This window comes from Rhizobium sp. PP-CC-3G-465, from assembly GCF_004343445.1.
Classification (GTDB): Bacteria; Pseudomonadota; Alphaproteobacteria; order Rhizobiales; family Rhizobiaceae; genus Ferranicluibacter; species Ferranicluibacter rubi.
Window position 1 is genome coordinate 1 of the sequence record NZ_SLYH01000041.1, and the last position, 5,862, is coordinate 5,862.

Annotated in this window: 7 protein-coding genes and 2 pseudogenes; 5 read left to right on the top strand and 4 right to left on the bottom strand. The window is 59.8% G+C overall.

Features of this window, described 5'->3' with window-relative positions; all coding sequences use genetic code 11:
• The 4 genes from C8J33_RS26540 to C8J33_RS26560 all read left to right on the top strand — a co-directional run.
• Positions 1-162, top strand: a 162-nt coding sequence (locus tag C8J33_RS26540) for a type IV secretory system conjugative DNA transfer family protein (protein ID WP_165929907.1), incomplete at its 5' end; no start/stop codon positions are given.
• 17 nt (positions 163-179) lie between these two features.
• Positions 180-506 carry a hypothetical protein gene (locus C8J33_RS26545; protein ID WP_245507305.1) on the top strand — a complete coding sequence of 109 codons (327 nt, stop codon included), beginning with the start codon at positions 180-182 and terminating at the stop codon, positions 504-506.
• A 403-nt stretch (positions 507-909) separates the two neighbouring features.
• Complete coding sequence (locus C8J33_RS26555; protein ID WP_132665910.1) at positions 910-1,602, top strand: hypothetical protein; 693 nt, start codon at positions 910-912, stop codon at positions 1,600-1,602.
• 321 nt (positions 1,603-1,923) lie between these two features.
• On the top strand, positions 1,924-3,513 hold the full coding sequence (locus tag C8J33_RS26560) for an FAD-dependent oxidoreductase (RefSeq protein ID WP_245507306.1): 1,590 nt from the start codon (positions 1,924-1,926) through the stop codon (positions 3,511-3,513).
• A gap of 109 nt (positions 3,514-3,622) precedes the next feature.
• Here C8J33_RS26560 and C8J33_RS26565 read toward each other — a convergent pair.
• A pseudogene (locus C8J33_RS26565) lies at positions 3,623-3,979 on the bottom strand (ABC transporter ATP-binding protein); the annotation flags it as partial.
• 29 nt (positions 3,980-4,008) lie between these two features.
• On the opposite strand from C8J33_RS26565, the pseudogene C8J33_RS26570 reads away from it, so the two are divergent.
• Positions 4,009-4,702 (top strand): annotated as a pseudogene (locus C8J33_RS26570) (DUF1173 family protein).
• 250 nt (positions 4,703-4,952) lie between these two features.
• Here the strand turns inward: C8J33_RS26570 and C8J33_RS27270 are convergent.
• The 3 genes from C8J33_RS27270 to C8J33_RS27755 form a co-directional block, all read right to left on the bottom strand.
• Positions 4,953-5,090: a hypothetical protein gene (locus tag C8J33_RS27270; protein WP_165917057.1), complete on the bottom strand. Its 138-nt coding sequence runs from the start codon at positions 5,088-5,090 to the stop codon at positions 4,953-4,955.
• A gap of 285 nt (positions 5,091-5,375) precedes the next feature.
• Positions 5,376-5,624: a hypothetical protein gene (locus C8J33_RS26575; protein ID WP_132665913.1), complete on the bottom strand. Its 249-nt coding sequence runs from the start codon at positions 5,622-5,624 to the stop codon at positions 5,376-5,378.
• 68 nt (positions 5,625-5,692) lie between these two features.
• On the bottom strand, positions 5,693-5,818 hold the full coding sequence (locus C8J33_RS27755; protein WP_422039195.1) for a DUF736 family protein: 126 nt from the start codon (positions 5,816-5,818) through the stop codon (positions 5,693-5,695).
• Positions 5,819-5,862: the final 44 nt, after the last annotated feature.

Consider the following 5,862-nt stretch of genomic DNA (forward strand, 5'->3'; position numbering starts at 1 on the left):
AGCCAGCAGCACACCGGCCGTGCCCTCATGACACCTGACGAGGTGCGCAATCTGCCAAAGGAGGTCGAGCTTCTGTTCCTTGCCGGGCAACGTCCGATCATCGCGCGCAAGCTCGCCTACCATTCCGACCCAGAGTTCGCAGGCGCGTTTGATCCGGCATGAGAAACGAGTTCGACGACATGGCGAGAACGCTGATCTGGGCGGCCGGCATGGTGCTGCAGAGCGGCCCGGCGGATCGACGTCGGATCGCTCAAGCGTATCGGCGGGCGCAAGAGCGGATCGCGGATATTCCGAGCGACAATGGCGATGCGCGGCCGCGGATCGTGGCCTGCTTTGAAGCATTCGACGGCTACAGGGCCAGAGAGGATGTTGCGGGCGTTGGGTGGCTGCTCACCGCGATCCACGCGCGGGTTAACGAGCATGATCTGCCTGACTGGCAATCGCTCAGCCTCTTGGTTGATGATACTTTGGGGATGTTGGGACTGGTGGAGATGACAGTCCATTGAAAAGAAAGAGAGCCCTCTCAGGTGACCGTGGACTTGGTGTCCTCTCCTCCCCTGCCGTGCATCGGCTCTGAAAAACGAACGCCTTCCCCTCCCCCGTTCTCGGGGATGAACTCTAGGCCCGCTGCTTCGAACGCAACACGGATTGCCTCCAGCGTTGCGTCATATGCCGGCTTACCGGCTTCGATACGGGTCACCGTTGGTGCGGTAATATTTGCTCGGGCGGCAAGATCTCGGACCCCCCATTTGAGAGCAGCCCGTCCCATTCGCACCTGCGCCGGCGTCAACATTTTAACCTTGACAAAATGACCTCTTGATTCACACTGCCCTGATGAATGCGGCCGAGTGAAGTGCTGGTAACACTGCGCTCGGCCTGACCACACCCTAGCTATCAGGAGCTTGGATCATGGCTGATTCCGAGAATAGCAGAACTCTGCCTGGAATTTCGATTGAAAAGAGCGCCACAGCAAGTGGCAACGCCGACGACGCGCCGACCATCATCACTCGACGAAACCTCCTCTCGCACTCGGCGCAGGTTTTGCACCAGCGCTTCACGGACTTGCCGCCGCGAACGGAGGCAGGACCTGCTCCGGTACGAGAAATCTGGTTGCGTTGGTGGAGCCTCCATCAGCAGTATTTGCGCCAAAGTCGCAGGGTACGGACGCTGCGCGACAGGCTATTGGCAGACCTTGATGGCTATCCGTCTGTAGCGATCGACGGACTTGAAGGTGAGCCGCCTCAAATTGCGACGACATACGCGGAGATCCGACACCTGTCCTCCAGGATCGACGCAGGTCGGCTCGACGCCGCACGATCGACGCTACGCCAAAGGCGGCAAGCCTGGAAAAAGGCCGACGCTCGCATAGGGTACAGCGCTGCCGTCAGGCGGGAAAGGAACCTCGATCGCTCTGCGGGTATTTCCGCCAACGTGGTACTTCTGATGCCGCCGTCCTCCCTCATGGAGGTCGCTGCCAAGCTCCACTGCTTGCTTGTGCTGCACGACCCACGCCTCATACATGGGCATGAGCCGTGGCCTCAATTGCGCAGGATGCTAAAGGAACTCGTCGAGCCTCGTCAACGATCCGGTTGCGGGCGTTGATGTTTTACAAAGGTATCCGGATCCACTCGCTCAGTTCGCTGCGCACGGTTCCACGCCGGGGAACGTGATCATGGCTCGCAAGCTTCTCGTTGTCGCTGGTTATAGCTTTGCTCCTTGTGTGCAACCAACGGTCAAAAGAGAGGCGAATTCCACTGACGCGACAAGCAGTCCTCACATCATGGATCGCGGTATAATTCCGCAGGATCAATAACAAGCTGCGGTCATCGTCGATGACGAGCAATCAAACGTGGCTGCCGAACTGAGATTGTTTTCGATTACGAACACCTCTAAGGATCCGAGATGGCGATGGGAGCGTTTTCTATGGATGGCAAAGCTAGTTACGTAAGGCTGGTCAGCGGAGCCTTTGCTCTACTTTTATCGTATGCTGCAGCGCCGGCTTACGCCGCCTGTCAGCGCGCTGATGTCGTGGTATATGGTGGAACGCCCGGCGGGATTGCGGCGGCCATTCAGGCGGCGCGTCTGAAGAAGAGCGTTATTTTGCTCGAACCTACGCTTCACGTCGGCGGAATGCTGTCGAGCGGTTTAACCAAGACCGACGCATCCCCCCGCAAGAATGTCTATGGCGGCATCGCGACCGAGTTTCTCAACAAGGCGAAGGCGCATTATGGCACGCCGGATCCGATCCGGATCTACTTCGAATCGAAGTGGGCGGAGTCGACCTTCAACGCGATGCTGACGTCGGCGAAAGTGAAGGTCGAGCTGCAGCAGCGTGTCTTGAAGGCAACGCGGGTTTCAAAAGCGCTGACCGAAATCACCATGCTATCGGGCAAGGCTTACTGCGGAACAGTTTTCGTCGATGCCAGCTATGAAGGCGATCTGACACTGAAATCTGGCGCCGAAACGATCGTCGGTCGGGAAAGTCGTGCAAAATATGGCGAGAGCGCTGCAGGCGTCCAGAAGTTGAAACGGCCCGAGGTTGAAGGGAAAGCCATCCTCGTCGATCCCTATGTCATCGCCGGCAACCGGAACAGCGGCCTCCTACCGGGCGTGATCGATGTCGGTCAGAAACCTCTCGGCTCTGCAGACACGAGCATGATGGCCTTCAACTACCGGCTCTGCGTGACAGAAGAGGCCGGCAACCGTATCCCCTTCACAAGGCCTGCCGACTATGATCCGCTCCGATACGAAACGACGGCAAGGTTCCTGCAGGCCTTGAAGGCAGCCGGCAAAGGCGTGGACGCGGCCCATTTCCTCGGCCGTGGCATGACGGTCAATGGCAAGCTCGACGTTAATTCCACGCGCTATTTCTCGACCAATGTCTGGCACATCGGCTACGACTATACCACCGGGACGGAAGCCAAGCGCGAGGAGATCCGTGCAAAGGTGCGCAATCACATCACAGGCCTGATGTGGTTTGCGCAGACGGATCCGCGCGTTCCTGCGAATGTCCGCCAATATATGACGAAATTCGGATACTGCGCCGATGAATTCAAAGACAATGGCGGAATTCCGTATCAGATGTATGTCCGCCAGGCTCGGCGCCTCGTCGGCCAGTTCGTCCTGACCCAGAACAATCTCGCCAAGAAGACAACATATAACGACACGATCGGCCTCGGCTTCTATCCCATGGACGAGCATGGCATGATCAGAACCATTCTGAGTGGTTTCATCGCAGACGAGTCCCGCGAAAGCATCGGCGTCGGCCCTTACCAGATCCCCTATCGCGCCATGCTGCCCAAGACGTCGCAAGTGACCAATCTCATTGTCCCCGTCGCCCTTTCGGCAAGCCATGCCGCCTTCACATCGGTGCGCGTCGAGCCGACGTTCATGGTTCTCGGACAGGCAGCAGGCGCGGCTGCGGCTCTTGCACCGGGTGGCCGAGTGAGTGAGGTCAACGTCAACAAGCTGCGGAGCACATTATCCGCCGCCGGTCAGATTCTGAAATTTTAGGATGCGACCAACAATGGCAGTTCAGGTGGCGCGACTGGCATCGGGCTATATCGAAAATCGCATCGGTTTTCCGAGAGCGAGGCATGCCCATAGTTGAGAGAAGCGGACGCTAACCGGCAATCTCAACAGGACTTTGGTGTGCGACGATCGGCGTCTTCGGCATATAGCCCCTGCTCCCGTCCATCAGCACCTTTGTATATGGGTGTGTCACCGTGCCTTCGAGGATCTGCTTCTTCGTCACCGTCTCTAGAAAGATGCCGCTTTGCATGATGGCGACACGGTCGCAAAGATGCGCGACGACCGCCATATCATGGCTCACGAGAATGTAGGTCAGGTTCTCGCGTTTTCTGAGGTCTTTGAGAAGGTTCATGATTTCTGCCTGAATGGAGACGTCGAGAACGGACGTCGGCTCATCGAGCAGGAGAATACGGGGTTCTAGAATAAGGGCGCGGGCGATGGCGACCCTGCAACTAGGCGGTTATCCGAAAATACCTCATGCAAGCAGCCAATGGGAAAACCGCCAAAGGCAAGGGACTGGCCGACATGCTCTACATCCCGGAATTCTTCGACGCCGACAAGGAAACCGACATCGCCGCACGCCGCGACACGTTCCTTTGCCAGGCCGTCCGGTCGCAGGGCAAGCGCCGCTCTTTGGCGCTGCTGATCGGCGAGGTGAAGGAGGTTGCTCCGGCACGGGCCGGCGTCCGAATGACGATGAAACACGCCGCGATACCCGTTCATGCTGCCGGACGACTTTCATCGTCGCATGAACCGGGTCTTCGAAACCGAACTGTCGCTGTGGAGTGCGATGGAAGGCAGTCACCTGATGGCGGTGGCACCCTTCGGTATCGACGCAGCGGGCATTGCGGGGGTCGAGGAGATCGCGCTGATGGTCGTCACCGATCGGTGGATTCCGTTCGACAGCCGCTACGAGCTGGCACTGCTGGACGCCTTGACGTTGCGCGGCGCAAGCATCGTAAAAAGCCTGCGCTACAACCAGCCGCGCTCCACGCCGATGGCTAGCCTCCTGCTGCGTCCCGACCATGCGCCGCCGATCGCCATGTACATCGTTCCAGACGATACCGACGGTGCCTATTGCGAGGCTCGCGAAGCCCTCGCCGAGGAAAGCGGGATGACGTCCTGGGTCTGGAATGTCAGGGACGGCGCCATGCCGGACCTGCCCGTTTAGTGATTGCTCGTCGAGCAGCCGGTTTCGGCCCTTCATTGCAGTGCTTGCCGTGACGTCAGCATCTCGCATCGGACATTTGCAGCGGACGACCGCCCCCTCTCAGCGCGGGCAGAGACCGCTCCGCTGGAGAGTCGGAACAGGGACGCCGCCGAGGGCCCTTGCGGCGGAAGGCGCCAGTGACTGTATCGCGCGGATCAAACAACTGCGCGTCCAACCGGCGGCAGCACCGTCCCGACATGGGAGGGGAGGCTTACGCCTCCGCCTCCTTCGCCTGCTTGATGAGGATTGCAAGGCGCTTCAGGCTCTCGGCGCGCTCGCGCTTGGTCAGGTAGCAGGAAGCCAGCTCGGCGCGCAGTTCAGCGATGTCGAGGAAGATGTCGTAGGTCATGGGAAGCTCCTTCGTTGATAAGGAGGTCCGGCAACGTGTGAGAAGGAAGTGGGTTAAGGATCGCGGCACGCGACCGGCGGAGCCGGCGCATGGGGGAGCCGAAATGCGCAGCATTTTGGGGGAACCTTGCGTCCTTGAGGCGCGACGCCGAGCCGTACACTGCCGCTCTATCAGGGAGGGAAAGGTCCAGTGTGGCACCCGTCGGCACCCCTTCGACGCGAAGCGGCGCCACTGAGAAACTGATCATGATCTCCGCCAGATACGGATCCGGCGTTCACGGTCGCATCACTCGGCTGGCGGGGGGTGAACGGTCGCCGCCGCCGAGCGAGGGGACGACGGGGGTGAGCTCAGCTCGTCGAGGATCACGAGTTTACGCAGGGGCACGGTGTCCTTCAGCAGGACGACCTCGTAATCGTCGGACTTCCAGTCGAAGTCGCGGCGCCAGACCTCACCGAGGTGAGCCCAGGCGCCGTTGGGCCAAGAGGGGATGTCCTCGGCGTTCGGGGCGCGGGTGGGTGTGGATGGTTCGGTCATGTCAATGCTCCAGTTGCCAATCTCGCGGAAAGGTGGCCCCGCCCTTTGGGGGCGAGGCCACTGCGCTGTCAGGCGTCGCGCTTCTGGCGGGACCAGACGAGGGCGTAGTCGCCGTCGGTTTCACTCGGCCAGAGAGCCGCGGTGATCGGGGCCGGGAAGCTCGGGTCGGTGCGACGTGAAGTCGCCTGAATAATTGTTCGAAAGAGAAAGGAGAAGGCATGAGAAGAACCTGACGTTC

Bases quoted from the DNA above. Each gene is read 5' to 3' on its own strand.
- C8J33_RS26545 (WP_245507305.1), top strand. From the start codon at position 180: ATGGCGAGAACGCTGATCTGGGCGGCCGGCATGGTGCTGCAGAGCGGC.
- C8J33_RS26555 (WP_132665910.1), top strand. From the start codon at position 910: ATGGCTGATTCCGAGAATAGCAGAACTCTGCCTGGAATTTCGATTGAA.
- C8J33_RS26560 (WP_245507306.1), top strand. From the start codon at position 1,924: ATGGATGGCAAAGCTAGTTACGTAAGGCTGGTCAGCGGAGCCTTTGCT.
- C8J33_RS27270 (WP_165917057.1), bottom strand. From the start codon at position 5,090: ATGACCTACGACATCTTCCTCGACATCGCTGAACTGCGCGCCGAGCTG.
- C8J33_RS26575 (WP_132665913.1), bottom strand. From the start codon at position 5,624: ATGACCGAACCATCCACACCCACCCGCGCCCCGAACGCCGAGGACATC.